The organism is Candidatus Palauibacter sp. (genome assembly GCF_965213655.1).
GTDB lineage: Bacteria > Gemmatimonadota > Gemmatimonadetes > Palauibacterales > Palauibacteraceae > Palauibacter.
In genome coordinates this window covers 39,681-66,157 of sequence record NZ_CBDBZT010000001.1, presented here as the reverse complement: position 1 = coordinate 66,157, position 26,477 = coordinate 39,681, and the positions used below count along the sequence as shown (strand labels likewise).

Genomic DNA, 26,477 nt, shown 5'->3' with positions numbered 1-26,477 from the left:
ATGGCCTCGCCGAAGCCCGGATCCGGCAGCCCCGTACTCCCAATCACGCCTGGAGCCGATTGAGTCTTGGAAGCAGGTCGAAAGGTCGAAACGGATGACGTTCGGCTGCTCGAGGAGTTGGGCCACGCCCGGCTCCGGATCGAGGCAGAGGTCGGGAAGCGGATCATCGGGCAGCGGGAGATCGTCGAGAAGCTGCTGATCACGCTTCTGGCCGACGGCCATGCCCTGCTCGTGGGCGTCCCGGGCCTGGCGAAGACTCTTCTCGTCTCCACGCTCGCCGAGACTCTCCACCTGGAGTTCAGCCGGATCCAGTTCACTCCGGATCTCATGCCGTCCGACATCACGGGGACGGAGGTGCTTCAGGACGACCAGCGCACGGGGGAGCGCCGCTTCGCCTTCGTGCGGGGGCCGATCTTCGCCGACGTGATTCTCGCGGACGAGATCAACCGGACGCCCCCCAAGACGCAGGCCGCCCTTCTGCAGGCGATGCAGGAAGGCGAGGTCACCGTCGGCAGCGAGACGTTCCCGCTGGGTCGGCCGTTCTTCGTCCTCGCGACGCAGAACCCGATCGAGCAGGAGGGGACGTACCCACTCCCCGAAGCCCAGCTCGACCGCTTCATGTTCGAGCTCCGGATCGGGTATCCGACCGCCGAGGAGGAGTCGGTCATCGCGGACATGGCCGCGAGCGGACCGCCAGCTGCGGTGAACCCGGTCGTGACGGCCCGCCAGTTGCTGGACTACCAGGCGCTCGTGCAGCGGGTCCCGGCCTCGGAATCGGTGGTCGACTACGCGGTGCGCCTGGCCCGCGCCACCCGGCCGCGCGAGAGCTCCTCGCCGGAGTTCGTGCGCCGCATGGTGAGTTGGGGCGCCGGCCCGCGCGCCTCGCAGCACACGGTGCTGGCGGCGAAGGCGCGGGCGGCGCTCGATGGCCGTCCCGTCCCGAATCTCGATGACGTACGGGAGGTTGCACCTGCCGTGCTCAGGCACCGGGTCGTTCCCGGATTCGAGGCGGAGGCGGAGGGGAAGACCGCGGACGACATCGTCGCGGAGTTGATCGAACACAGCCGCAGCTGGTAGACGTTGGACGAAGCCGACAGTACGCAGCTCTCACCGACGGTACGGGCGGACCGTGAGGCTCCGGCCGGCGTCACCCGCCGATGATCGGCACCGTCGTGCTGCTCGTCTTCCTGCTCATTCTCTCGGGGTTCTTTTCCGGGGCCGAGATCGCGCTCTTCTCGCTCAGAGAGCCTCGGGTCCGGGCGCTTGTCCGGAAAAAGCGTCCGGGGGCGCGGGCGCTCGAGCGACTGAAGCGGAACCCCGAGCGGCTGCTCATCACGATTCTCATCGGAAACAACGTCGCAAACATCGGGGCGGCGGCCGTCGCCACCTACACCGCGACCGAACTCTTCGGTTCAGCGGGGGTGGGCCTCGCCACCGGCGTCATGACGCTCCTTGTTCTCTTCTTCGGAGAGATCACGCCGAAGAGCTTCGCGGCGCGCAACGCGGACCGGTTGTCGCTCCTGGCGGCTCCGTTTCTTTCCGGTCTGGGGCGGCTCCTTCTTCCCGTGGCCGTCCCGCTCGAGTGGCTCGTGCGGCGGGTGTTGCCCGACACCGTGGGCAGGACGCACGTGAGCGAGTGGGAGATCCGGGCCATGGTGCGCCTCGGGCACCAGTCGGGAGACATCGAGACGCACGAACGACAATTCATCGACCGGGTGTTCACGCTCGACCGTCTGCGCGCCAGGGAGATCATGACGCCCCGCGTCGACATCCTGGCCTGGGAGGACGCGCGCCACCTCGGGGACATTGCGGAGGCCCTCGCGGACATCCGCTTCAGCCGGATCCCGGTGTACGGCGAGTCGCTCGATGACGTCACCGGCGTCCTGTACCGCACCGAGGCGTACCAGGCGCTGCTCGCCGGCCGGCGGGGCGTGACGCTCGCCAGCCTCGCCCGCGAACCCTACTTCGTGCCGGACACGATCACTCTCATCGAACTGCTCGAGCAGTTCCGCGCCCGGCGCGTGCACATGGGGCTCGTCGTGGATGAACACGGCGGGCTCGACGGGCTCGTGACGCTCGAGGACATCCTCGAGGAGCTGGTCGGCGACATCGTCGACGAAACCGATGTGCCGCCGGAGCCCATCATCCGGCTTCGGCGGGACGAGATCGCGGTCGATGCCGGCGCCGAACTGCGGGAGATCAACGATTTCTTCGGCACGTCGCTCCCCGTGGCCGAGCACCGGTCGCTGAACGGCTTCCTGCTGGGCGAACTGGGCCGGGTGCCCGAGGCGGGAGAGGTGGTCGAGCACGGCGATGTGCGGATCCAGGTCGTCGCGAGCACCGACACGCAGGTGACGCGAGCCCGGATCCGTCGGCGCTAGCGGACGGCGGCTCGCAGGTACCAGTCGAAGAGCGCGTCCCCGAACAGGAACGAGACGGCGGCGCCGAGCGCGAGGAAAGTCCCGAAGGGCACGGGCTTTCCCGTCCTGAGTGAGACGGGACCGAAGGCGAGGGACCCTGCGAGCGCCCCCAGGAAAATTGTGAGGAGTGCGCCGTCGGGGCCGAGGAACGCCCCCACCATCGCCATCATCTTCACGTCGCCGCCTCCGAGCGCCGGCTTCCGGAACGCCTTCTCCCCCAACCACGCAAGGACGTAGAGAAGTCCGAACCCCAGCACCGCGCCCGAAATCGCCGCGAGCGGCGGCGTCGACCCCGGCAGCGCCGAGAGGGCGAGGCCCGCGGCGCACCCGCCAAGCGAGAGGGGATCGGGGATGACGTAGTGGCGCGCATCGATGACGGCGATCGCGAGCAGGAGCGTGAACAGCACCGCACCCGTGAGGGCGGTGACGGATGTGCCGTACATCCAGGCCATGCCAGCCCAGGCGAGGGCCGTTGCCAGTTCGATTGCGGGGTAGCGCCAGGAGATGCGGCCGCTGCAGTCGCGACACCGCGCCCGCAGCAGGACCCAGGAGAGGACGGGGAGGTTGTCGCGCCAGCGGATCGTCGCGTGGCACGCCGGGCAACGGCTGCGCGGGCGCAGGACGCTGTCCCCGGTGGGCATGCGCGCGATGCACACATTGAGAAAGGAGCCGGCGACCGTCCCGAGCAGTGCGGCCACGCCCGCGGTCACGGCGTCGGTCAATCGGGCGTCCGACTCAGCATTCGGTCGAGCAGGATGGCGCCGGCCGAGGCCACGTTCAGCGATTCCACACCCCGGGCGAGCGGCACAGAGACGACGCGGTGAGCGGCGGCGAGGAGGGGCGCCGACACGCCGTGCGCCTCGCTCCCCAACGCGAGAGCAATCGGCCCGGACGGCGGGCGCCCGAGCGGCGGGGCGCCGGCCGCGGCGGCCCAGATCGGGATCCCGCGCTCGGCCAGCCGCTCCACGGCATGCTGCGTATCCGCACGGAAGACGGGACCGCGGAACGTCGCTCCCGCCGAGGCCCGCAGCGCCTTCGGCCCCCAGGGATCGGCGGCCTCCCCGACGCCGATCACGGCGGCGGCCCCGAGCGCGAGCGCGGTGCGTACGAGAGTGCCGGCGTTGCCCGGATCCTGCACGCCGTCGAGAAGCACGATCGCGCCGCCGCCCACGTCGTCCCAGCCGTACGCCGGCACTTCGCCGATCGCGAGAAGGGGCTGGGGCGTGGCGGCATCGGCCAGCGTCCGGATGATCGCTTCGGGCACCGCCTCCGTACGCACACCCCGCGTCTCCGCGCGCGCGAGCAGCGCCGCCAGTTCCGGTTCGCTGCCCGCCCCGTCGGCGTACAGCACCGCAACCGTGCGGCCCGGCCAGGCGAGCATCTCACCGACGAGCCGCCGCCCCTCGGCCAGGAAACACCCGGTTTCCCGGCGTCCCTTTCCGCGGTGCAACGACCGCCAGGCCCTGATCTCCGCGCGCGTCGGCATACCCTTATTTTACGCCGAGCCACAACGCAGTGTCATCGCGCCGGCGGAAGCCGGCGTACCGGAGCGAACCAGGCGGAGCGGATATGTGATGCCGAAGGAGCCAGCACGGGCGACCGCACTCACGATCGCGGGGAGCGATTCCGGAGGCGGAGCCGGGATCCAGGCCGACCTCAAGACCTTCCACACGTTCGGCGTGTTCGGGACGAGCGCGGTCACCGCCGTGACCGCGCAGAACACGATCGGGGTCCAGGCGGTTCAAGCGCTCGACCCGCCGATCGTGCGGCGCCAGATCGAATCCGTACGGGTGGATCTTCCGCCGGCCGCCGCGAAGACGGGGATGCTCGCCAACGCGGACATCGTGCGGTCGGTCGTCGCGGGCCTGCACGGTTTCGATGCGCCGCTGGTGGTCGACCCCGTGATGGTGGCCACGAGCGGCGACCAGCTCCTCGACCCGGCGGCGGTCGACGCCATCCTCGACGAACTCCTGCCCCTCGCCGCCCTCGTCACGCCCAACCTGCCGGAGGCCGAGATCCTCGCGGGACGACCTGTCAGGACCGAAGCCGACATGTTGGCGGCGGCCCGCGCCATCCTCGCGCGGGGAGCGGGCGCCGTGCTGGTCAAGGGAGGACACCTGGCAGGCGATGAGGTAATCGACCTGTTCAGCAACGGGGACAGCGAGCGCGCGTGGCGGACCCCCCGCGTTCCGACGACGGAAACCCATGGCACCGGTTGCACGCTCTCGGCCGCGATCACGGCGGGGCTCGCCTCGGGGGTCGCGCTCGAGGCGGCGATCGAGCGGGGACTCGCCTTCACGCACGCCGCCATCGCCCAGGCGCCCGGTCTCGGCGCCGGCCGCGGTCCCCTGGATCACTGGGCCGATCCCGGAGGCTGCTCCCGAGCTTGAAGGCTACTCTCCGTACGGGACCCAGATATTCTTGATCTGCGAGGCGTGACGGAGGAACTCGCGCCCTTCGGCCCCGGCCCCGAACCAGTCCCGCCCCCGGCCCCCGCTCACCCACGTGCGCTTGAGGTTGGAGGCCGAACGCCTTTCCACATCGGCGGCCCCATCCGGAGTCCCGAAGTACCACATCCCGTCCACCGCGTCGTGGCCGGCGAGGGTCGGCCGCAGTTCCTCCTCGAGACCCGTGAGGATGTTGATGACGCCAGCCGGCACATCCGAGGTCTCGATCACCTGTTGGAAGTCCGTGGCCAGCAGGGGCCAGCGTTCCGAGGCGACGGCGACGACGGAGTTCCCCAACGAGACGGGCGGAATCACGGTGGAGATGAAGCCGAGGAGAGCGGGCTCCGGCGGGCAGGCGACCGCCATCACGCCCAGGGGCTCGGGCATGGCGAGGGTCACGTTGCGGAAGGGCGTACGGTGGACCGCGCCGTCCCACTTGTCCGCCCACGCCGCGTAGCTGAACAGGCGCCGCACCGAGGCCTCGACCTCGCGCCGCGCCGCCTGCGCATCGCAGCCGGTCAGCGCGCGCAGCCGCTCCTCGAACGCCACCCGGCGCGCGTCCAGATTCTCGCCCAGGTAGTAGAGGATCTGCGCCCGCAGGTGGGCCGTCGTGCGCCCCCACCCCGAGGCGAGCGCCGCCTCCACCGCGTTGCGTGCGTCCTTCCGGTTCCCCCGGGCCACTTCCCCCGCGGCGCGCCCCCGATGGTCGAGAACGTTCAAGCTGTACCCGCCGTCGGGCCGGGTCTGCCGCCCCCCGATAAAGAGCTTGGCCGTCCGGTCGACCGCGGCCGGTGGCGCACGGCCGGCGGCTTCGTGCTCGGAGTTCCCCTCAGCGCCGTCCTCCGAAGACGCCGGATCTTCCCCGGGGCCCGACTCCACGGGCTCCGGACGCTGGCGGACGTATTCCCGGAGGCCTTCCCGACCGCCCTCGCGACCGAACCCGCTCTCGCGGTAGCCGCCGAACCCCGACGCGGCGTCGAACACGTTCGTGCAGTTGATCCACACCGTCCCGGCCTTGATCTGCGAGGCGATGTCGAGGGCGAGGTTCACGTTCTCGGTCCAGACGCTCGCCGCGAGGCCGTAGCGCGTGTTGTTCGCGAGCGCGATGGCCTCCGCGGGCGTGCGGAACGTCATCTGTACCACGACCGGGCCGAAGATCTCAACCTGGGCGATCTTCGCGGCGGGCGACACGTCGGTGCACAGAGTCGGCGGGTAGAACCACCCGTCCCGCGGGACGCTCCACGACGGCTGCCAGATCGTGGCCCCCTCTCCCCGTCCCTCCTCCACCAGCGATTCGATCTTCTGCAACTGGACGGGCGCGATGATCGCCCCGATGTCGACGCCCTTGTCGAGCGGCGCACCCATGCGCAGCGTCTCCATGCGGGCGCGCAGGCGGTCGGCGAGCGCGTCGGCGATCCCTTCGTGGGCGAGGATCCGCGAGCCGGCGCAGCACACCTGCCCCTGGTTGAACCAGATCGCATCGACCACCCCCTCGACCACGCTGTCGAGGTCCGCGTCGTCGAAGACCAGGAAGGGCGATTTTCCGCCGAGCTCGAGGGAGATCTTCTTGCCGGTCCCCGCCGTCGCCTCGCGGATGATGCGTCCGACCTCCGTCGAGCCCGTGAAGGCGACCTTGTCCACGTCCGGGTGTTCGACGATCGCTGCGCCCGTCCGTCCGTCGCCCGTGACGATGTTCACGACGCCGGGCGGCAGATCGATCTCGTGGCAGAGTTCCGCGAACCGGAGCGCCGTCAGCGACGTGAACTCGGCGGGCTTGAGCACGACGGTGTTCCCGGTCGCGAGGGCGGGCGCGATCTTCCACGCCAGCATGAGAAGCGGGAAGTTCCAGGGGATGATCTGGCCCGCGACCCCGAGCGGCTCGCAGTCGGCGAGTTCGGCGTCCATGAGCTGGGCCCATCCCGCGTGGTGATAGAAGTGCCGCGCGACGAGCGGAATATCGATGTCCCGCGATTCGCGGATCGGCTTCCCGTTGTCGAGCGTCTCGAGCGTGGCGAAGAGCCGGGAGTGCTTCTGCAGGTGACGCGCAATCGCATACAGGTAGCGCGCCCGTCCGTGTCCCCCGAGCTCCCCCCAGGCACGCTGCGCGGCCCGCGCCGCGGCCACCGCGCGGTCGACATCGCCGCCGCTGCCCTGCGCGATCTCGCCCAGTCGCTCTTCGTTGCTCGGATCGAGGGTCGCGAAGAACTCCCCGTCCGCCGGCTCGCACCAGGCTCCGCCGATGTAGTGCCGGAAGCGGGGACCCCGTTCCGAGATCCACGCGCGCGCCTCGTCGGCGGCCTCCGGGGCGGGACCGTACTCCATCGTCTCGAACAGCTCCGCGATCTTCGGCATTCCCCTCAACCCCCTCTCAACTCGACCCTCACCACCGCTCTCAACCCAACGGGTGCCGGTGGTACGCGGAGTAGCGACCGGTCACGTGGTGCTCCAGCTGGCGCTCGATGTCCGCAAGCAGCGAACTCGCGCCGAAGCGGAACAGCGACCGGTCGAGCCATGCCCCACCCAGTTCTTCTTTCACGAGAATCAGCCATTCGAGCGCCTGCTTCGACTTCCCCACCCCGCCGGCCGGCTTCATCCCCACATGGAAGCCGGAGAGCTGCCGGTAGGCCCGGATCGCGCGCGCCATCACGAGTCCGACCGGCAGTGTCGCGTTGACCTTCTCCTTGCCGGTCGAAGTCTTGATGAAGTCGGCCCCGGCCATCATGCAGGTCCAGCTCGCGCGGGCGACGTTGCGCAGGCTCCCGAGTTCACCGGTGGCCATGATCGTCTTCAGGTGCGCCTCGCCGCACGCCTCGCGGAAGGCCCGGACCTCGTCGTACAGCGCCTCCCAGTCGCCCGTGAGCGCGTGGCGGCGGGTGATGACGATGTCGATCTCGCGGGCCCCGGCCTCGACCGCCTCGTGGATCTCCTCGACCCGCTGCTTGAACGGCGTGAGCCCGGCGGGGAAGCCGGCGGCGACCGCGCACACCGGGATGTCGTCGCCCGTGAGCGCCTCCCGGACGGCCGGGACCATCGTCGGATACACGCAGATGGAGGCCACGCACAGGCCGAGATCCTCCGCCCCGAGCGCGCGCAGGAGGTCGGGACGCACGGGCTGGCGGGCCTTGGCCGCGAGGCGGGCCACCCGCCCCGGCGTGTCGTCTCCGGCGAGCGTCGTGAGGTCGATCATCGTCACGGCGCGGAGGAGCCAGGCGGCCTGCCACTCCTTCTTGATGCTGCGGCGCTTGCCCAGCGTGGCGGCCCGGCGCTCGATCGCGCTGCGGTTCGCCGCCTGAGCCCGGATCAGATCCAAGTCGAGCGGGGCCCCCGCGTTGCGCGCCCGCATCGGGACGATACCGGCCCCCCCCACGATGCGGGCAGGAGGCCCGGACGACGTTGCGGGATTGGGGGAGACGCTCGGTTCCGGTGCCTTGGCCATGGCAGGAATATCGCGCACTCTCCTCACACTGGCGAGCGAACGCCTCCGGCAGACTTGGGCACATTGCCTAGTGTCGCTAGACACTTTACACTGCCGCCGATGATGAAGAGCCCGCCGCACCCCGGCAAGGTGGTTCGCGTATCCTGCCTCGAACCCCTCGGTCTCAACGTGACGGAAGGCGCGCGAGTGCTCGGCGTGAGTCGGCAGGCGCTCTCGAACCTCGTGAACGGCCACGCGCGCATCTCGACCGACATGGCGGTGCGGCTCGCGAAGGCCTTCGGCTCCACGACCGGAACGTGGATCCGACTGCAGGCGGCGTTCGACGTGGCCCGGGCGCGGGCGCGGGAGGATCAGATCGAGGTCGAACGCTACGAGGCGCCGTCGGCTCCTTGACGAGCGGCCTCTGCGGGCCGAAGCTGCCGCCGCAGCACCCCGGTGACACTCCGGGGTAGTTCGTCAATGTACCGGTCCAGAGCCAAGGGCTGGAGGACCGCCCGATCATTCGACTGAGAGATCCCATGACCAAGAACGAGACCTGGTGGCCGAATCAGCTGAGCCTGAAGGCTCTGCGCCGGAACTCCCCCGCATCGGACCCAATGGGCGGGGACTTCAACTACGCCGAGGCGTTCGCCAACGTCGACGTCGAGGAACTGAGGCGGGATGTCGAGGAGGTGATGACCACCTCGCAGGACTGGTGGCCGGCGGACTACGGCCACTACGGTCCGCTCTTCATCCGCATGACGTGGCACGCCGCGGGCACCTACCGCATCACCGATGGCCGCGGCGGCGGCGGCTCGGGCGACCAGCGCTTCGCGCCGCTCAACAGTTGGCCCGACAACGGGAACCTCGACAAGGCGCGTCGCCTGCTGTGGCCGATCAAGCAGAAGTACGGCCGCAACCTCTCGTGGGCCGACCTCATCATCTTCGCCGGCAACTGCGCCCTGGAGTCGATGGGGTTCAGGACGTTCGGGTTCGGCTTCGGCCGCCCGGACGTGTGGGAGGCCGACGAGACGGACTGGGGGTCCGAGACCGAGTGGCTCGGAGATGACCGCCACGACGAGGAAGGAGAACTACAGGAAGGGCTCGGGGCCGACCACATGGGCCTGATCTACGTGAACCCGGAGGGGCCGGGCGGCAAGCCGGATCCCGCAGCCGCCGCGAAGTTCATCCGCACCACCTTCGCCCGCATGGCGATGAACGACGAGGAGACGGTCGCGCTCATCGCCGGCGGCCACACCTTCGGCAAGGCGCACGGCGCCGGCCCCGAAGCCCACGTCGGTCCCGAACCGGAGGGCGCCGGCCTCGAGGAGCAGGGCTTCGGCTGGCAGAGCAGCCACGGCAGCGGCAAGGCCGGCGACACGATCACGAGCGGTCTTGAGGGCGCCTGGACCACCGAACCCACCCGGTGGGACAACAACTTCATGGAGCACCTGCACGAGCACGAGTGGAAGCTGACGAAGAGTCCCGCCGGCAAGTCGCAGTACACGCCGGTCAACGCATCCGAGGTGGCCACCGTGCCGGATGCGCGCGATCCCGCGAAGAAGCACGCCCCCATGATGCTCACGACAGACCTCTCTCTGCGCGAGGACCCGGCCTACGCGCCGATCTCGAAGCGCTTCCTCGAGAACCCGGCGGACCTCGAGGACGCCTTCGCCAAGGCGTGGTTCAAGCTGCTCCACCGCGACATGGGGCCGCGCAGCCGGTACCTCGGACCGCTGGTCCCCGCGGAGCCGCAGCTGTGGCAGGACCCGGTGCCCGACGTCGACCACGAGTTGATCGAGGAACAGGACATCGCGGACCTCAAAGCCCTGGTTCTCGCCTCGGGCCTGTCCGTGTCCCGGCTGGTCTCAACCGCCTGGGCCTCGGCGGCCTCCTTCCGCGGCACCGACAAGCGCGGGGGCGCGAACGGCGCCCGCGTCCGCCTCTCACCGCAGAAGGACTGGGAAGCGAACGACCCGGCCGAGTTGGCGACTGCGCTGCAAACGCTGGAAGGGATCCAGGTCGAGTTCAACGACGCGCAGAGCGGCGGAAAGCGCGTCTCCCTCGCCGACCTCATCGTCCTCGCCGGGTGCGCGGGCGTCGAGCAGGCCGCGCGCGCTGCCGGGCACGACGTGCAGGTCCCCTTCTCGCCGGGGCGCACGGACGCCTCGGAGGAGTGGACGGACGCGGAGTCGTTCGCCGTCCTCGAACCCGCCGCGGATGGCTTCCGCAACTACGTGAAGGATGGAAACGGAGCGTCTGCGGCAGAGCAGCTCGTGGAGCGGGCCTGCCTGCTCACACTGACCGCGCCCGAGATGACGGCGCTGGTCGGCGGGATGCGCGTCCTCGATGCGAACACCGGGCAATCGGCGCACGGCGTGTTCACGGACCGGCCGGGCGCGCTGACGAACGACTTCTTCGTGAACCTGCTCGACATGAGCACCGAGTGGCGGGCGTCCTCCGATGGCGCCTTCGAGGGCCGGAACGCGGCCGGCGGCGACCTCAGGTGGACGGCCACCGAGGTGGACCTAGTGTTCGGCTCCAACTCCGAACTCCGGGCCCTCGCGGAGGTGTACGCGTGCGGCGACGGGCAGGCGGCGTTCGTGCGCGACTTCGTCGCCGCCTGGAACAAGGTGATGAACCTCGACCGATATGATCTGACCTGACGGTGCGGCAGCCGGCGTGGTGCGCTACGGCACGATGTCGTAGCGCACCAGGTAGGGGATGTCGAAGTCGTCCAGTTCGTCGACCCAGCACTCCGTTGCAGTCGCGAATCGGATGTATGAGTCGGCGGGAAGCCGGAATGATCCGGTCGTGGATCCAGAGGGGTCCAGGACGAGCCAACCCCGCTCGCCGCCTTCCTCCGGCCCGGCCAGCCACGTGGCGTGGTTCGCCGCGAGCAAAACACTCGTCACCGGCGGAAAATACCGGCGGCGCTCGTAGAACGCGCGCAGGGCCTCCGCGTATTCTCGCCGGTCGACGATGAAGCCGCTGGGATCTTCCAGCTCCTGCTCGATCTCCCGGTCGAAATACCCGGCCGGTACGGGGAGGGGCTCGTAGGCGAAACGGCGATGGAACAGCGTGTCGCCCCATGAATCGACCCTCGTAACCCCGAACTCCGCAGAGCCCGAGCCTGTCCAGCTCCTCCGGTCGACGATCACGGCGCCCGATCCGTCGGGGGCGAGTCCGAGCATGTCGCTCGCCGGTAGCGGGTGGCTTCGGTACGCTCGACCATCGGACCGAATCCCGGCGGTGATCACTGCGAAGTCGTCGCCGTCGATCCGACGCAAGGCCAGCGTGTCCCGAACGGCCCCGGCGGCATCGGCGACGACGATCGGTTCCCTGACCGTTCCTGCCACCGAGACTGCGGAAGACCTGCGGGGGGCCGCCAGGAAACGTACGCCCATGCCGGCGAGTCCAGTCATTCCGCCTTCGCGATAGGCCGTCGCGTCCACCCGGAACGAAACCGTTTCGGCGTCGCCGGTCGCAACATCAAGGAACGTGAATCGGTGTCGTAGCCGCACGTCGGATACCCAGATCGTCTCCGGCCCACGCCATCCCATCATTGCCGGGGACGCCAACTCGCCCGGGCCCTCTCCTCCTCTTCCCAGGTCACGGACGAACTCTCCGCCCTGGGTAAACACCCGGATTGTGCGCTCCTGCCGCATCAAGATGTAAACCAGATCCCCGGCGGCCAGCACGTCGCCCACATCCGACAACCCATAGACCGGATGGTCGGGCTGCCCGATCGTAACGCTCCGGCGCAGGGTCCACTCCGGCACCTGCCCCGGCGCCCGCTCCGGCGCCGGGGCGGCGCAGGCGAGCGTGCACAGCACCGGAAAGCTGCTACCGAATACGTACCAAGAGGTCCTTCTAACCCCAGATGGCCGGACTCGCACGCAAAGCGTCGGCGATATTCCCACCGAACCAGTCGGCCGACAGCCGCTCGAACTCCAGGGGCGCCCAGTCGCGGTTCGCGAGGATTCGCCACACCCGAAAGGGGCTGGAACCCTGCCACGCAAGGGCTTCTCGCCTGGTCGCCGCCAGTGCAAGAGTCCTCGCATAGTCAGAATCCCTCGATCTCGAGTGCCACGATGGAGGATTCGCCGAAGCTGCCGGTGTGGAGCGCCCATACCCGGGGCCCTCGCGCTTCCAGAAGTCGGTGATCCTGCGGAAGGCGGATCGAGCCGAGGAATCGTCCGGACGGGAGGAACACGTCGTGCCTCGCCCCCGATACCCCGTGCCGGTTGCCTGTGCCGGGGGTCGGGCGGTCTCGCTGAACCCAGATGCGTCCGTCCGCATCGACGACGATTCGGGAGGTCGTCGCCGGTAGCGGGGGCTCGCCGGCGTCGGCGAGGGCTTCGCTGAGCGTGGCCCGAAACGCTTCGGGCATCTCTTCATCCATCTCCTCCCCGCGCTCGGCGGGTGAGAGCGGGAGCGGTTCCCCGGGATGGCAGAACCGCACAAGACTCGTGCCGTCCCGGTAGAAGACCTCCAGTTCGTAACGCCCGTCGGGGTCGGAGACGACCCAGGTCTCCGCCCCGACGCCGAGCAGCGAGCGTGGCCACGCGGAGAGGGCCACTCCCGAGGACATCCGCACGCGGGATCGCGTTACGGTGTCGTGCGCGGCCGCGTCGGGAGACCAGCGGACGAAGGATCGCTCCTCCCAACCATCCTCGATGGGGCCGGGGAACTCCAGCCACACCGTGTGATCCGGCTGTAGCGCCACGAACGTGACCTCGCCGGATGCGAATACCGGTGACAGGAACGCCGGATCGACCGCCGTGACGGTGGCTGAGCGAGAAGCGAGGTCCAGTGCCGTCAGCCGGAAGGTCCCGAAGTCGAGACCGAGGAGAGTGTTGGCATCTTCCCAGGTCACCGCTGCGGGTGCCTGGACCTCACCAGGGCCTTCACCGCGTGTCATGACCGGCCCCAGCCACTCTCCATCGGGGTCGAGCAGGACGACTTCGGCCAGGCCCCAGTCCGCGATGGCCACCGATCCGTCGGGACTTACGGCGACGTCAGCCGGAAAGATCAGTTCTTCCGTTTCCTCGGAACCCCCGACACGCCACACCTCACGCCAGGAAAGCTCCGTGGGCCAGCTCCCGACGCCCGAGTTCGCTACAGCCGTACCGCTGGGGTTCGTGACTTCACACGCGGTGGATCCGGGCCGATCACAACCGGCGATGACCGCGGCCAGCAGCGACATCGCGGTCCAGGATCGCAGGTTCATGTGCTTACACTGACCGGCCGACGGGCTCCCGGTCAACCGGGATTCTCCTCCTGAAAGCTGAGCCTTGCGATACGCCAGGGCGGGAAACGGAGGGCGCCGACACCCCGATCCGGCTTGAGGCCGGTGCCCGGTTGACACCACATTGATGGGCATCTGGAGGTTTGCCACATGCGGACGGCCGCTCGGCAGTGCGTCGTGGTGAACCTTTCAGCGGGAGATTCCGGGCAATGGGGTTTGATGTGATCGGACTCATCACGGTGGTCCTGGCCATCATCGGCGTCGGCGTGAAGCTGGAAGTGGGCAACCGCAAGCTCGGCGGCCGGGTCGGCAAGATGCGCTACGAGCTCCGGGGCGAGATCAGGGACACCCGCGACGAGCTCCGGGGCGAGATCAAGGATGTACGCGCCAAGCTCGGGAACGAGATCGGTGAACTACGGGTCGAGATCAGGGACGTGCGCGACAAGCTCGGGAGCGAGATCGGTGCGCTCCGGGGCGAAGTGGCGAAGACGAGCACGTCGGTGGCCCGGTTGGAGGGCCATGCCTTCGGCGACGACAGGTACTGGTGACGCTACGGGAACCGTGCGATCGACTCGGCGACGAGGCGCTGGAAGCCGGCCTGGGCGAGCTTCGTCGTCTCGAGCACTTCCTCGTGGTTCAGCGGTTCATCGAGGACGCCGGCCGCGTAGTTCGTAAGGCAGGAGACGCCGACACACCGGATCCCGAGCGCGCGGGCCGCGATCACCTCGGGCACCGTGGACATGCCGACGGCGTCGGCGCCCAGCCTCCGCAGCATGCGGATTTCGGCGGGGGTCTCGAAGGCGGGTCCGTGCATCGCGGCATAGACGCCCTCGTGCAGCGTGTGGCCCAACTCGGCCGCGGTCCCACGAACGACCGCCCGTAAGCCCCGGTCGTAGGCGAAGGTCAGGTCGGGGAATCGGCTCTCCGCCCCCACGACGGGGCCGAAGAGCGGGCTCGTACCGGTCAGGTTCAGGTGGTCCGAGATCAACATCAGTTCGCCCGGATGCCAGCCGTCGCGGATCGCCCCGGCCGCGTTCGAGAGGAAGAGAACCGGGATCCCCAGCGCCGCCGCGACCCGCACGTAGAGGACGACGCGGTCCGGCGGGCCGCCCTCGTAGAGGTGGACGCGGCCGCTCAGACCCAGCACGGGGCGGCCGCCGAGCGTCCCGATCAACGCGTGCCCGGCGTGCCCGATCACCGTGGGACGCGGCCAGCCCGGAAGGTCCTCGTAGGGCACTCGGATCGGATCCTCGATCTCCTCCCCGAGCCCGCCGAGGCCCGAACCCATCGTGATCGCGACACGGGGGGTAGCCCCGTCCAGCCGCTCCCCGATGCGGGTTCGGAGCGCGCTGGACGCCGCTTCGACACCGGCCTGGATGTCGGCGGCGCGAGTCATGCCAGGACTCCGGCCAGCGTCGCCGTCAGCCACGTCGCGACCGTGCCCCCGAGCATCGCCCGCAGGCCGAGCTTCGAGAGGTCGGCGCGGCGGCCCGGCGCGATGCCCCCGATGCCCCCGATCTGGATCGCGATCGAGCTGAAGTTCGCGAAGCCCGTCAGCGCGTACGTGCATATGATGAGCGACTTGTTCGAGAGCTGGAGGTCACCGGCGAGGCCGGCCCCGAGGTTCGTGAAGGCGAGGAACTCGTTCGCGACCATCTTCACGCCGAAGAGCGTCCCGACGTCGACTGCGTCGGCCCACGGCACGCCGATGAGCCAAGCCACCGGGGCGAAGGCCCAGCCGAAGATCCGCTCGAGCGTGATCCCCTCCACGCCGAACAGCCCCAGCACCCAGCCGAGGATGCCGTTGCCCAGAGCGATGATGGCGAGGAAGGCGAGGAGCATCGCCCCCACGTTGAGGGCGAGCTTCAGTCCGTCGCCGGCCCCCCCGGCCGCCGCGTCGATCACGTTCGCGTGCGCCTGCGGCGGGTCGATGTCCAGCGTGCCGCGGGTCTCGGGTTCCTCCGTCTCGGGCATCAGCATCTTGCTGACCACGATCCCCGCCGGAGCCGCCATGATGCTCGCCGCCAGCAGGTGCCCCGAGATCCCCGGAAACACGCCCACGAGGATCGCCACGTACGCGGCCATGGCCCCGCCCGCCACGGTCGCGAAGCCGCCCGTCATCACCGTGTTCAGTTCGGACATCGTCATTCGGTCCACGAAGGGCCGGATGAGGAGCGGCGCCTCCGTCTGGCCGACGAAGATGTTGCCGGCCGCCGAGGTCGTCTCCGCGCCGCTCGTGCCGAGGGTGCGCTGCATCGCCCAAGCGACACCGCGCACGACGTGCTGCATGATCTTCAGGTGGTAGGCGAGGGCCATGAGAGAGGAGAAGAAGATGATCGTGGGCAGGACGCTGAAGGCGAAGGTCGCCCCGAGGTTCACCATACCGCCGGCGCCCCCCTCGACCGGAATCCCGTAGTCCACGAGCGACCCGAACACGAAGCGCGATCCCTCGTTCGTGTATCCGATGAGCGCGACGAACACGTCGTTCACCGCGTCGAAGAAGCCGCGGCCGACCCCGGTCTTGAGGACGAGGAGGGCGAAGGCGATCTGAAGCCCGAGTCCCTTCGCGACGAGCGGCCACGAGATCGACTTCCGGTGAGCCGAGCAGAGCCACACGGTCGTGAGCAGGAAGGCGACCCCGAGCAAGCCCCGCGCCAGGCGGGAGAAGAACGGTTCGTCGATCGCGCCGCCCACCCCCTCGAGTCCCTGTGCCGCCAGCGGCGCCACGTCGGCGGCCAGCAGGACAAGGAGCGTCGCCGTTGCGGCCGCTGCGGCCATTGCGGAGCGGGGTGGGTCGCGACGCTGGGACATCGGCGCACTCCGGCTGGGGTTCGGGGTAGTAACCCGTGGGAAGACCCAAGAACATATCCGGTCCCGTCTTCCGCGCCACGCCGCACCGACTTCCATGCCACTTTGGCACCCCACGCCGGCCGACCGCTCCGCCGAGTGCCATTTTGTCGGAAAAGACGGCGTCGGGGCGGGCCACGACGCGGCACGGCGATTGCAACGTGTTTCTCCCCATGCGGACGCGCGCCGGCAGAGCGAGGCGCCGGTCCGCGCGATTCGGGCCTGGGACGGAACCAGCGGAAACAGCACACAAGCACAAGGCAAGGACAATCGAATGGGCAAGATCATCGGAATCGATCTCGGGACGACGAACTCGGTCGTCGCCGTAATGGAAGGTGGAGACCCTGTCGTCATCCCGAGCGCGGAGGGCGCGCGCACCACGCCCTCGGTGGTCGCCTTCACGAAGGAAGGGGAGCGGCTCGTGGGGCAGGTCGCAAAGCGGCAGGCCGTCACGAACCCCATCAACACCGTCGCCTCGATCAAGCGCTTCATGGGCCGCAAGCGGTCCGAGGTGGGCGAGGAGATGAAGCTCGTCACCTACGACATCCAGGGCGACAACCAGGACCGCGTCCAGGTCAGGATCCAGCACGCGGACAAGACCTTCACGCCGCCCGAACTCTCGGCCATGGTGCTGCAGAAGATGAAGCAGACGGCCGAGGACTACCTGGGGCAGGAAGTGACCGAGGCCGTGATCACGGTCCCGGCCTACTTCAACGACGCCCAGCGCCAGGCGACGAAGGACGCGGGCCGCGTGGCCGGCCTCAAAGTGCGCCGGATCATCAACGAGCCGACGGCCGCGGCGCTCGCCTACGGCCTCGACAAGAAGTCGGACGAGAAGATCGCGGTGTTCGACCTCGGGGGCGGCACCTATGACATCTCCGTGCTCGAACTCGGGGACGGCGTATTCGAGGTGAAGGCCACCAACGGCGACACGCACCTCGGCGGCGACGACTTCGACCAGCGCCTCATCAACTGGCTCGTGGACGAGTTCAAGAGGGACCAGGGGATCGATCTCTCGGCCGACCCGATGGCGCTGCAGCGTCTCAAGGAGGCGGCGGAGAAGGCGAAGATCGAGCTCAGCTCGACGATGCAGACCGACATCAACCTCCCCTTCATTACGGCCGATGCTTCGGGACCCAAGCATCTCAACCTTTCCCTCACGCGGGCGAAGTTCGAGCAGCTGGTGGACGATCTGATCCAGCGCACGATTCCTCCCATGGAGAAGGCGCTGGCCGACGCCGGTCTATCGGTCGACGAGATCGACGAGGTCATCCTGGTCGGCGGCTCGACCCGGATCCCCAAGATCCAGGAGGTCGTGAAGGATTTCTTCGGGCAGGATCCGCACAAGGGCGTGAACCCGGACGAGGTCGTCGGCATCGGCGCCGCGATCCAGGGCGGCGTGCTGGGAGGCGACGTGAAGGACGTCCTCCTCCTCGACGTGACCCCGCTCTCGCTGGGGATCGAGACGCTCGGCGGCGTCATGACCTCTCTCATCGAGCGCAACACGACGATCCCGACCAAGAAGTCGGAGATCTTCTCAACCGCCGAGGACAACCAGAACACGGTCGACATCCATGTGCTCCAGGGCGAGCGGAAGATGGCGAGCGGCAACAAGACGATCGGCCGCTTCCAGCTCACGGGCATCCCGCCCGCCCCCCGCGGTGTGCCCCAGGTCGAGGTCACCTTCGACATCGACGCGAACGGCATCCTGCACGTGAGCGCCAAGGACAAGGCGACCGGCAAGGAGCAGAAGATCCGCATCGAGGCCTCCTCCGGGCTCTCCGACGCCGAGATCGACAGCATGGTGAGGGACGCGGAGTCGCACGCGGCAGAGGACCAGGAGCGGCGCGAGACCGTCGAGGCCCGCAACCGGCTCGATTCGCTCGTGTACCAGACGGAGAAGAACCTCGAGGACTGGAAGGAGTCGCTCGACGAAGCGGACCGGTCCACGATCGAGGAGACGCTTGAGCGGGGCCGGGCCGCGCTCAAGCAGGACGACACCGAGGAGGTGGCCGCGGCCGCGACCGCGATCCAGGAAGCGGTGGGAGCGGCCGCGCAGAAGATGTACGCGGCGGCCGGGATGGGAGCGGACGGTTCGCCGGGCGACATGCCGGGCGCAGACGAAGGCGAGGCCGAAGTCGAGATGGAAGCGGACGACGCCGGCGAGGAGGAAGTCGTCGAGGCGGATTACGAGATCGTCGAGGAGTCCGACGAGAAGTAGCCTCGCGGCCGAAAGCCGGCACCGCGCGACCCGGGAGCCCGGTCCACGGGCAACCCCGGGTCGCGCCCCGCTCATCCTATGTGCCCGGCGGAGGGAGACGCTAAGTTCGATTCGATATATTGTGCGGCCGGTGAGGTCCACGGCCGGGAGAGGGAGATAGAGGGATGAGCAACTCGCTGCGCACTCGACTGAATCTGCTGATCGCGACGGCGATCGCGTTCGCGTTTGGAGTGGGGCTGGCCTCCGTGCTGGATCTGACGCCGCTGTCCATCGCGGCGGAGGGCAACCGGGACCCGGGGTGGGTGATCGGCGCCCCCGCGGGCGGCGCCATGAGCATGGAGAGCGGCTTCGCCGATGTGGCGCAGCGCGTGGCGCCCGCCGTCGTGACGATCTACCTGACGGCCGAGCGGGAGACCTCCTTTTCGAGCGCCTCGCCGTTCCCGCCGGGCTTCGAACCGCCGCCGGGGTTCCAACCGCCGCCGGGCTTCCCGTGGCCGCCCGATTCCGGACAGGAGCCGGACGAGGAGCGACGGCCACGGACCGTCGAGTGGAGCGGCTCCGGCTTCATCGTGTCGGAGGCCGGCTACGTGGTGACGAACAACCATGTGGTCGCGGGCGCCGAGCGCATCGACATCGAACTCCACGATGGACGGGTCTTCGAGGACGTGGAACTCGTGGGGCGAGATCCGCAGACCGACGTGGCGCTGCTTCGCCTCGAGATGGACGACAGCGCCGTCCTTCCGATCGGCTCCAGTGACGAGACTGCGGTCGGCGAGTGGGTGCTCGCCATCGGAAGCCCCGGCTTCCGCGCGGCGTCGGGACCGCTGCTATCGTCCGTCACCGCGGGAATCGTCTCCGCCAAGGGCCGCAACATCTCCATCCTCCGGGATCGCAATCGTCTCGCGATCGAGGACTTCATCCAGACGGACGCGGTGATCAACCGGGGCAACTCGGGCGGTCCTCTGGTGAATGCCGCCGGTGAGGTGATCGGAATCAATACGGCGATCCTCTCGGAGACGGGGACCTACCAGGGATACGGCTTCGCGGTGCCCATCGAACTCGCGCGCGAGGTCGTCGACGACCTGATCGAATTCGGGGAGGTCCGGCGGGCGCTCATCGGCGTCTCGATTACCGATGTCGACGCCGCCGACGCCGCCTTCTACGGTCTGGAGCGGGTCGCGGGGGCGAAGATCCAGACCTTCTCCTCCGACGACAGTCCCGCCAGGCTCGCCGGACTCGATGGCGGGGATGTCATCGTCGGCGTGGCGGGACAACCCGTCTCCGGCGTGTCGGAGCTACAGCGGCGGATCCGCGCCTTCGAGCCGGGGGAGACGGTGACACTCGATGTCGTCCGACGCTCCACGCTGGAGCGCGACCGCGCGCGTGTGCGCCTCATCTCGGCGGAGGACGACTCGCCTCCCCAGATCGCGGCGCGTCCCGAGCCGCCCGAAGCGACGGGCGACATCCTTGGCCTCGAGGTCAAGGATGGCGCGGAACTGGAAACGCAGGAGCGTGACCGGTACAGGATCGATCCCGGGTTCGCGGGCGTCGCCATCGTCGATCGAGATCCGAGGGGCGCGGTGGGGCGGCTACTTCCCGAAGGCACGCTCATCCTCGACATCAACGGGGAGGCGATCCAGGGGCGGGCCGACTACGACCGAATCATCTCCGGACTGGAGCCCGGCGATGCTCTGAGCCTGCAGCTCAATGTCCTGCTTCTGGACGGGAGCCGGCGGAACGCGTTCCGGAGCGTCGTGATCCCCGAACGCTGATCCGCGGGTCGTGCTGGGGCGGGCGCTTGCTTGCCCCCGCCCCAGCCGGTCCCGAGATTCCCGCCCGATCCGGGGCCGCGCCGGACTGCGCGGCGTCGCGCGAAAGTGGCGGAATTGGCAGACGCGCCAGCTTTAGGAGCTGGTGGCCCTTGGCCGTGGGGGTTCGAGTCCCCCCTTTCGCACTTCGTGCCGTACACCGTGTGCACACACTGAACCGTTCGCCCGTCCGGGGACACGAGCGGGAGCCATACCGACCTTGAGCGCAGCCAAGCCGCAAGCCGCCGCGACGGATCCGTTCGACGTCGAGATCAGGCAGGAGAACGATTACCTGCGCCGTCTCGACGTAACGGTGGACCCCGCCCAAGTGGCGGCAACCCGTCGCCGGGAAGCCGCCAAGCTCCGAAAGAAGACCCGCATCAAGGGGTTTCGAAAGGGGAAGGTTCCGGTGCGGATCGTCGAGGAACGCTACGGGCCCGTCATCGACGAACGGACCGTCGATGCACTCGTCAACCGGGCGTTCCGGGACGCCGTGCAGCGGCACGACCTATCCACGATCGGCGAGCCCGTCGTGAGCGAACTGGATTACCAACCGGGGGAGCGGCTCACGTTCCGCATCGACGTGGAGGTGATGCCGGCGATCGAGCTTGCGCGCACCGGGGGGTTCCGGGTAAAGCGGCGCGAGGTGGCCGTCGAGGATGCGGATATCGACGAGGTCATCGAGAACATCCGCAAGGAAAACGCCGTGCTCCAGCCCGTGGACCGGGCGCCGCAGCACGGCGATGTCGTGTCCGTGGCCATCCGGGAGGAGGCGGGAGGCGACGGAGCGGAGGAAAAGCCGTACCGATTCGAGTTGGGCGCGGGCTACGCCATTCCGGATGTCGAGGAGGCGATCCTCACGCTGGCACCCGGCGAGGAGGGGACGTTCATGGTCTCGTACCCGGAGGACTTCGGGGCGGAGGCGCTCGCCGGAACCACCCGCTCCCTGCTGATCCGCCTGGACGACGTCCGGGCCCACGAACTGCCGGAGCTGACGGACGAGTTCGCGAGCGAGATGGGAGACTTCGAGACGCTGGAGGCGTTCCGGGAAGCCGTCGAGCAGGAACTCCGCGCCCGCGGAGTGCGTCAGGCCGACGAGGAACTGGGCGAGCAACTCGTCGACGCCGTCATCGAGGCGAACGCCTTCGAGGTGCCGCCGAGTCTCACGTCGCGTTATCTTGATCGAGTGATCGACGCTCCCGAGGGAGCCGATCCCGAGCAGGTTGAAGAGGCCCGCAAGTCGGTAGCTCCGGCGGTGGAGCGTCAGATCAAGCGGGACCTGGTGCTCGAGCGACTCATCGAGGACCAGGACCTCGATCTGTCGAGCGAGGAGTTCGACGAGCGCCTGGCGGAGTTGGGGAAGGCGAGGGGCAAGAGTCTGGTGGAGGTACGCCGCGAGCTCGCGAAGGAGAAGCAGCTCGACCCCCTGCGCCGCCGTCTCGCGATCGACAAGGCGTTCCGGTTTCTGATCGATGGCTCGGACGTGAGCTGATGGGCTTCGCAAACCAGGTGAGGAACTGACTTGAGCACGATATTCGCACCGTACGTCATCGAACGGTCGAGCCGCGGGGAGCGCACGTACGACATCTTCTCGCGCCTCCTCATGGACCGGATCGTCTTTCTCGGGGCTCCGATCAACGACGATGTGGCGAACGTCGTGATCGCCCAGTTGCTCTTCCTTGAGGCGGACAACCCGGAGCGGGAAATCCACATCTACATCAACTCGCCGGGCGGCAGCGTCCAGGCGGGACTCGCGATCTACGACACGATGCAGTTCCTGAACGCTCCGGTGGCGACGATGTGCATGGGGATGGCCGCGTCGATGGGAGCGTTCCTGCTCGCGGCCGGCACGCCCGGCAGGCGGCGCTCGCTGCCGAACGCGCGGATCATGATCCATCAGCCTTCGGGCGGTTCCTACGGGACGGCGGCGGACATCGAGATTCAGGCGAAGGAAATCCTCAACGCCCGGGAGCGGCTGAACCGGATTCTCGCGGAACACACCGGGCAGGATCTCGAGCGGATCGCCGAGGATGTCGACCGCGACCGCTTCATGTCCCCCGAGGAGGCGCAGGACTACGGGCTCATCGACCTCGTGGTCACGCGCGAAGCGGAGGTCGACGCGAAGAACGGACGGCCCGGCCCCGCCGTAGCGAAGTAGAGCCGGGGCAACCCGAGGGACCGAGGGGAGGCGACCATGCCGAGCGACAAGCACCTGCGCTGCTCCTTCTGCGGCAAGTCCAAGGACGCCGTCCAGAAGTTCATCTCCGGCCCCAACGTCTACATCTGCAACGAGTGCATCGCGCTCTGTAACGAGATCCTCGCCGAGGAAGAGGAACGAGAACAGGGTGGGCGCTTCACGGAGATCCCGACGCCGTCGGAGATCAAGGAAACGCTCGACGAATACGTGATCGGGCAGGAGATGGCGAAGAAGACGCTTTCGGTCGCCGTCTACAATCACTACAAGCGGATCAACCACCGCAGCCTCGTCGACGACGTCGAGATCGAGAAGTCGAACATCCTGCTGCTCGGTCCCACAGGGGTGGGCAAGACGCTGCTCGCGCAGACGCTGGCGCGCATTCTCCAGGTCCCGTTCACGATCGCGGACGCGACGACGCTCACCGAGGCCGGATATGTGGGGGAGGATGTCGAGAACATCCTCGTCCGGCTCCTGCAGGCGGGCGAGTACAACGTGGCCGAGTGCGAGCGCGGCATCGTCTACATCGACGAGATCGACAAGATCGCGCGCAAATCGGACAACCCGTCGATCACGCGGGACGTCTCCGGCGAGGGCGTCCAGCAGGCGCTGCTCAAGATCCTCGAGGGGACGGTGGCCTCCGTGCCCCCGCAGGGCGGACGCAAGCATCCGCAGCAGGAATACATCCAGATCGACACGCGGAACATCCTCTTCATCTGCGGCGGCGCCTTCGACGGACTCGAGGAAATCATCCAGGAGCGGCAGGGACGGCGGCAGATCGGGTTCCGGGATGACCTCATCGCGGGCACCGCGGCGGCGACCGACGAGGAGAACCTCCTCGCCTGTGTCGAGCCCGAGGACATGCTCCGCTACGGGCTCATCCCCGAACTCGTCGGGCGGCTGCCGGTGCTCGTGGCGCTGCACGAGCTCGACGAGGACGCGCTCGTGGAGATCCTGCAGCGGCCCAAGAACGCGCTGCTCAAGCAGTACACGAAGATGTTCGAACTCGAAGGCGTGGGGCTCACGCTCGACCCGGAGGCGCTGCGCGCGATCGCGCGCAAGACGATCGACCGGGGGACGGGCGCGCGCGGACTGAGAGCCGTGATGGAGTCCATCATGCTCGACGTGATGTTCGACCTGCCGGGACGCATGGACATCCGCGAGGTCGTCGTCACGCGGGAGACCGTCGAGGAGAACAACCAGCCGCTCCTCATCCTCGAGCCCGGGGCCAAGCGCCGGGAGGCGTAAGGTCACTACTCCGGTCAGAACGGCCGAGTTCGTCGGCGCCATCGGCACGGCCGGACAGAAGCCGCCACACGACCTTCACCAGGTCGCGATCGCCGGGCGCTCGAACGTCGGGAAGTCGTCGCTGCTCAACCGTCTCGTGGGGCGCAAGAGCCTCGCGCGCACCTCGAAGCAGCCGGGACGCACCCGCGAGATCAACTTCTTCCTCGTCGACGACCGCTACATGCTCGTCGATCTGCCGGGCTACGGTTTCGCGAAGGCGCCGAAGACGGTGCGGAAGAAGTGGGGACGGTTGATCGACGCGTACCTGCGCCGGACGCCGAAGCTGCTCGGCCTCGTGCTGCTCGTGGACGCGCGGCGCGGACTGACCGAAGACGACGAGCGGATGATCGAGTTCCTGGGGGCGACGGGGACGCCGACGCTTTTCGCGCTCACCAAGGCGGACAAGCTGAACCGGTCGGGGCGCCAGCGGGCGACGAAGCAGCTGCGCGAGGCGCTCGAACTCGATGCGGACCAACTGGTCGAGACGTCCGCGCACACCGGCGCCGGCGTCGACACGCTGCGAGAGAGCATCATCGCCCTCATCGCCGAGGCGGAGACCGGCTAGCCGCTCGTGCCCCGTTCCTTTCCGGACCGCTACGGGAAATGGGCCGTGGTGGCGGGCGCGTCGGAGGGGTTCGGCGCCGCATTCGCCGCACAGCTTGCCGAGCGGGGCATGCACCTCGTGCTCATCGCCCGCCGTGGCCACCTCCTGACGGCACTCGCGGAGAGGCTCAGCTCGGAGTACGCGGTCGAAGTGCGTTGTCTCGCGCTGGATCTTGCCGAGCCCGCTTCCGCCGGGGCGCTTGCGGAAGCCGTCGCCGAACTGGATCTCGGAGTCCTCATCTACAATGCGGCGCACATCCCGCTGGGCCCGTTCCTCGAGGCGGAGGATGATGCGGTCGACGGGGTCGTGGATCTCAACGTTCGCGGGCCCCTCCGGCTGCTGCGGGCGCTCGTCCCCGGCATGTGCGAGCGCGGAAGGGGGGCCGTCGTGCTGGTTTCATCGCTGTCGGGGCTGGTGGGCACGCCTCACGTCTCCGTCTACGCCGCGAGCAAGGCGTTCAACGTCGTCCTTGCCGAGGGGCTCTGGTGGGAGTTGCGGGCGCACGGCGTCGAGGTCGCCGCGTGCCTGGCCGGAGCGATGCGCACGCCCGGCTACGTGCGGTCCTTCAACCGCGACGTGCCCGGCATGCTGTCTCCCAACGAGGCGGCGCGCCGGACGCTCGATGGACTCGGCAGGGGTCCGCGCATCGTGCCGGGACTCATCAATCGGCTGTCCGCCCAGCTCATGGGACGCCTCCTGCCCCGCCAGACGGCGATCCGACTCATCGCCAGGAACACCATGCACATTGAGGCCCCGGGCGCGGGTGGAGAGGAGACGCGATGAGGAGGCTCGTCATCGGACTGCTCGGGCTCTTCCGGCGCCTCTCGCTCGCGGCGCACAGGCTGCGGGGCCGAACGCCGGCGGACACCGCCGCGCAGCGCGTGGTCAGCGGGCGGACGTGGGACGAATTCTGCGACACGCTGAAGGCGGCCGGGGCCGCGCTGACCTTCCCCGGCACCCCCCGCGACCCCTTCAATCAGGCCGAGGGATACCGGTATCTCAGCCGCCTGACCCGCGCGGGGCTCATGGCCTTCGTGGAACACGCCGACCCGCGGGCGCCCGTGCTGCACCGGGTGGCCCACGAGACGGTGAAGCTCGGGAGCGACAACCCCGACAACTACTACCAGACGGCCGCGATTCACGGCGACTTCGAGTACCGGATCTCCGGGCGCCGCAACACCGTGACCTACCTCGGCTTCGGCACGCAGGCCGGGCACTACGGGCAGAGCGGCGGCCTGCCCCCCACCGGTTACGTCGAGGCGAGCGGACTGGAGATCGGCGAGGACGGGACCTTCGAACTCATCGTCAGCAGCCGGCGCCACGAGGGGAACTGGCTGCCGATGACGGCGGAGAGCCGCACGCTGATCGTGCGCCAGACCTTCCTCGACCGCGAGACCGAGGTGCCGGCCGAACTTCACATCGAACGCATCGGGTGCACGGACGACGAGAAGCAACCCGGTCCGCTCACGCCGGAGGAGATCGATGAGGGGCTGAAGTCCGCCGGCACGCTGGTCGCCGGCGCGGCGATGTTGTTCGCGAACTGGGCGCGCGGCTTCCGGAAACACTCGAACACGCTGCCCATGTTCGATCCGGATGTGTCGCTTCAGGCGGGGGGCGACCCGAACATCGTCTACTACCACAGTCACTGGTCCGTGGCCGAGGACGAAGCGCTCCTCATCGAGGCGATGCCGCCCGAGTGCGAGCACTGGAACTTCCAGCTGAACAACTACTGGATGGAGTCGCTGGACTACCGATATCACACCATCCACACGAACAAGCACCTCGCGCACCATGAGGAGGACGGTTCCGTGCGCCTCGTGGTGGCCCACGAGGATCCCGGGCTCCCGAACTGGCTCGAGACCGCAGGCCATACGTCGGGGACGATGTGCTTTCGGTGGATCAGGGCGGCGGAGCATCCGCAGCCGCGCACCCGGCTCGTGAAGCTCTCCGAGTTGCGCACGCCGGGCGGGTCATAGGCGGGGC

At 68.8% G+C, this 26,477-nt stretch carries 21 protein-coding genes, 1 tRNA gene and 1 pseudogene; 15 read left to right on the top strand and 8 right to left on the bottom strand.

From position 1 onward, the window contains the following. Positions 1 to 66: 66 nt before the first annotated feature. Positions 67 to 1,077 carry an AAA family ATPase gene (locus ACOOGH_RS00330; protein ID WP_420447021.1) on the top strand — a complete coding sequence of 337 codons (1,011 nt, stop codon included), beginning with the start codon at positions 67 to 69 and terminating at the stop codon, positions 1,075 to 1,077. Positions 1,078 to 1,157: 80 nt separating this feature from the next. Then, on the top strand, positions 1,158 to 2,381 hold the full coding sequence (locus ACOOGH_RS00325; protein WP_420447020.1) for a hemolysin family protein: 1,224 nt from the start codon (positions 1,158 to 1,160) through the stop codon (positions 2,379 to 2,381). Here the strand turns inward: ACOOGH_RS00325 and ACOOGH_RS00320 are convergent. Together ACOOGH_RS00320 and ACOOGH_RS00315 are read right to left on the bottom strand one after the other, a co-directional pair. Beyond that, a complete protein-coding gene (locus ACOOGH_RS00320; protein ID WP_420447019.1) occupies positions 2,378 to 3,142 on the bottom strand; it encodes a prepilin peptidase in 765 nt (254 codons plus the stop codon). The two genes, ACOOGH_RS00325 and ACOOGH_RS00320, sit on opposite strands and share 4 nt — an antisense overlap. Further along, positions 3,139 to 3,906, bottom strand: coding sequence for a TrmH family RNA methyltransferase (locus ACOOGH_RS00315; protein ID WP_420447018.1), 768 nt, complete (start codon positions 3,904 to 3,906; stop codon positions 3,139 to 3,141). The genes ACOOGH_RS00320 and ACOOGH_RS00315 overlap by 4 nt, the downstream gene beginning before the upstream one ends. Before the next feature lie 88 nt (positions 3,907 to 3,994). Here ACOOGH_RS00315 and thiD point away from each other — a divergent pair, with 88 nt between their 5' ends. Further along, positions 3,995 to 4,810 carry a bifunctional hydroxymethylpyrimidine kinase/phosphomethylpyrimidine kinase gene (gene thiD, locus ACOOGH_RS00310; RefSeq protein ID WP_420447017.1) on the top strand — a complete coding sequence of 272 codons (816 nt, stop codon included), beginning with the start codon at positions 3,995 to 3,997 and terminating at the stop codon, positions 4,808 to 4,810. A 3-nt stretch (positions 4,811 to 4,813) separates the two neighbouring features. On the opposite strand, the gene ACOOGH_RS00305 is transcribed toward thiD, so the two are convergent. Then, entirely contained in the window at positions 4,814 to 7,219 is a 2,406-nt protein-coding gene (locus ACOOGH_RS00305; protein ID WP_420447016.1) for an aldehyde dehydrogenase family protein, read from the bottom strand. A gap of 40 nt (positions 7,220 to 7,259) precedes the next feature. Beyond that, positions 7,260 to 8,210: a deoxyribose-phosphate aldolase gene (deoC, locus tag ACOOGH_RS00300; protein ID WP_420447140.1), complete on the bottom strand. Its 951-nt coding sequence runs from the start codon at positions 8,208 to 8,210 to the stop codon at positions 7,260 to 7,262. A gap of 192 nt (positions 8,211 to 8,402) precedes the next feature. Between deoC and ACOOGH_RS00295 the strand changes: the two genes are divergently transcribed. Together ACOOGH_RS00295 and katG are read left to right on the top strand one after the other, a co-directional pair. Next, positions 8,403 to 8,696 (top strand): HigA family addiction module antitoxin, encoded by a 294-nt coding sequence (locus ACOOGH_RS00295; protein ID WP_420447015.1) that lies wholly within the window; start codon positions 8,403 to 8,405, stop codon positions 8,694 to 8,696. A 125-nt stretch (positions 8,697 to 8,821) separates the two neighbouring features. Further along, entirely contained in the window at positions 8,822 to 10,948 is a 2,127-nt protein-coding gene (gene katG / locus ACOOGH_RS00290) for a catalase/peroxidase HPI (protein ID WP_420447014.1), read from the top strand. Between the two features lie 24 nt (positions 10,949 to 10,972). Here katG and ACOOGH_RS00285 read toward each other — a convergent pair whose 3' ends face one another. Further along, positions 10,973 to 12,118, bottom strand: a complete 1,146-nt coding sequence (locus ACOOGH_RS00285) for a hypothetical protein (protein WP_420447013.1) — start codon at positions 12,116 to 12,118, stop codon at positions 10,973 to 10,975. 230 nt (positions 12,119 to 12,348) lie between these two features. Beyond that, positions 12,349 to 13,515 (bottom strand): hypothetical protein, encoded by a 1,167-nt coding sequence (locus tag ACOOGH_RS00280; protein WP_420447012.1) that lies wholly within the window; start codon positions 13,513 to 13,515, stop codon positions 12,349 to 12,351. Between the two features lie 227 nt (positions 13,516 to 13,742). On the opposite strand from ACOOGH_RS00280, the gene ACOOGH_RS00275 reads away from it, so the two are divergent. Continuing rightward, the gene (locus ACOOGH_RS00275; protein ID WP_420447011.1) at positions 13,743 to 14,081 is read left to right on the top strand and encodes a hypothetical protein; all 339 of its coding nucleotides are present in this window, start codon (positions 13,743 to 13,745) and stop codon (positions 14,079 to 14,081) included. Positions 14,082 to 14,083: 2 nt separating this feature from the next. On the opposite strand, the gene ACOOGH_RS00270 is transcribed toward ACOOGH_RS00275, so the two are convergent. Both ACOOGH_RS00270 and ACOOGH_RS00265 read right to left on the bottom strand, forming a co-directional pair. Next, positions 14,084 to 14,929 (bottom strand): purine-nucleoside phosphorylase, encoded by an 846-nt coding sequence (locus ACOOGH_RS00270; protein ID WP_420447010.1) that lies wholly within the window; start codon positions 14,927 to 14,929, stop codon positions 14,084 to 14,086. Further along, positions 14,926 to 16,344, bottom strand: a complete 1,419-nt coding sequence (locus tag ACOOGH_RS00265; protein WP_420447009.1) for a NupC/NupG family nucleoside CNT transporter — start codon at positions 16,342 to 16,344, stop codon at positions 14,926 to 14,928. Before ACOOGH_RS00265 ends, ACOOGH_RS00270 begins: the two co-directional genes overlap by 4 nt. A gap of 310 nt (positions 16,345 to 16,654) precedes the next feature. Between ACOOGH_RS00265 and dnaK the strand changes: the two genes are divergently transcribed. From dnaK to ACOOGH_RS00220, 9 genes and pseudogenes are all read left to right on the top strand, one after another. Further along, entirely contained in the window at positions 16,655 to 18,601 is a 1,947-nt protein-coding gene (gene dnaK, locus ACOOGH_RS00260; RefSeq protein WP_420447008.1) for a molecular chaperone DnaK, read from the top strand. Between the two features lie 164 nt (positions 18,602 to 18,765). Next, positions 18,766 to 20,373, top strand: a complete 1,608-nt coding sequence (locus ACOOGH_RS00255; RefSeq protein WP_420447007.1) for a S1C family serine protease — start codon at positions 18,766 to 18,768, stop codon at positions 20,371 to 20,373. Positions 20,374 to 20,472: 99 nt separating this feature from the next. After that, positions 20,473 to 20,555 (top strand) — tRNA-Leu (locus ACOOGH_RS00250). Between the two features lie 74 nt (positions 20,556 to 20,629). Continuing rightward, positions 20,630 to 21,901 carry a trigger factor gene (gene tig / locus ACOOGH_RS00245; protein ID WP_420447006.1) on the top strand — a complete coding sequence of 424 codons (1,272 nt, stop codon included), beginning with the start codon at positions 20,630 to 20,632 and terminating at the stop codon, positions 21,899 to 21,901. 30 nt (positions 21,902 to 21,931) lie between these two features. After that, positions 21,932 to 22,567, top strand: coding sequence for an ATP-dependent Clp protease proteolytic subunit (locus ACOOGH_RS00240; RefSeq protein ID WP_420447005.1), 636 nt, complete (start codon positions 21,932 to 21,934; stop codon positions 22,565 to 22,567). 36 nt (positions 22,568 to 22,603) lie between these two features. After that, complete coding sequence (clpX, locus tag ACOOGH_RS00235; protein ID WP_420447004.1) at positions 22,604 to 23,851, top strand: ATP-dependent Clp protease ATP-binding subunit ClpX; 1,248 nt, start codon at positions 22,604 to 22,606, stop codon at positions 23,849 to 23,851. Between the two features lie 34 nt (positions 23,852 to 23,885). After that, positions 23,886 to 24,455: pseudogene (gene yihA, locus ACOOGH_RS00230) on the top strand (ribosome biogenesis GTP-binding protein YihA/YsxC); the annotation flags it as partial. Between the two features lie 6 nt (positions 24,456 to 24,461). Beyond that, a complete protein-coding gene (locus ACOOGH_RS00225; protein ID WP_420447003.1) occupies positions 24,462 to 25,277 on the top strand; it encodes an SDR family NAD(P)-dependent oxidoreductase in 816 nt (271 codons plus the stop codon). Beyond that, entirely contained in the window at positions 25,274 to 26,470 is a 1,197-nt protein-coding gene (locus ACOOGH_RS00220; RefSeq protein ID WP_420447002.1) for a DUF1214 domain-containing protein, read from the top strand. Before ACOOGH_RS00225 ends, ACOOGH_RS00220 begins: the two co-directional genes overlap by 4 nt. The last annotated feature ends 7 nt before the right edge of the window (positions 26,471 to 26,477 follow it).